Origin of the sequence: Paenibacillus sp. PsM32 (assembly GCF_030433815.1) — a bacterium.
Taxonomy (GTDB): domain Bacteria; phylum Bacillota; class Bacilli; order Paenibacillales; family Paenibacillaceae; genus Saccharibacillus; species Saccharibacillus kyungheensis.
Map to the genome: position 1 here is coordinate 1 of NZ_JARUWY010000110.1, position 213 is coordinate 213.

A 213-nucleotide genomic window follows, 5' to 3' on the forward strand; every position below is an offset into this window, starting at 1 on the left:
GGGCCTTCTGTGCTGTTGGCGTATTTGGTAGCAGGTGTAATTATGTTATATGTGATGCGAATGATGGGCGAAATGTTAATCTTTGAACCGGTCACAGGTTCATTTGCTACATTTGCCAATAAGTATATTAGTCCGTTGGCTGGATTCTTAACAGCATGGAGTTACTTGTTTTTATGGGTAACGGTGGGGATGGCGGAAGTTACTGCTATAGGT

Annotated in this window: 1 pseudogene; it reads left to right on the forward strand. The window is 42.7% G+C overall.

Annotation, left to right across the window (positions count from 1 at the left end):
* Positions 1–213, forward strand: a pseudogene (locus QCD85_RS23850) (amino acid permease); the annotation flags it as partial.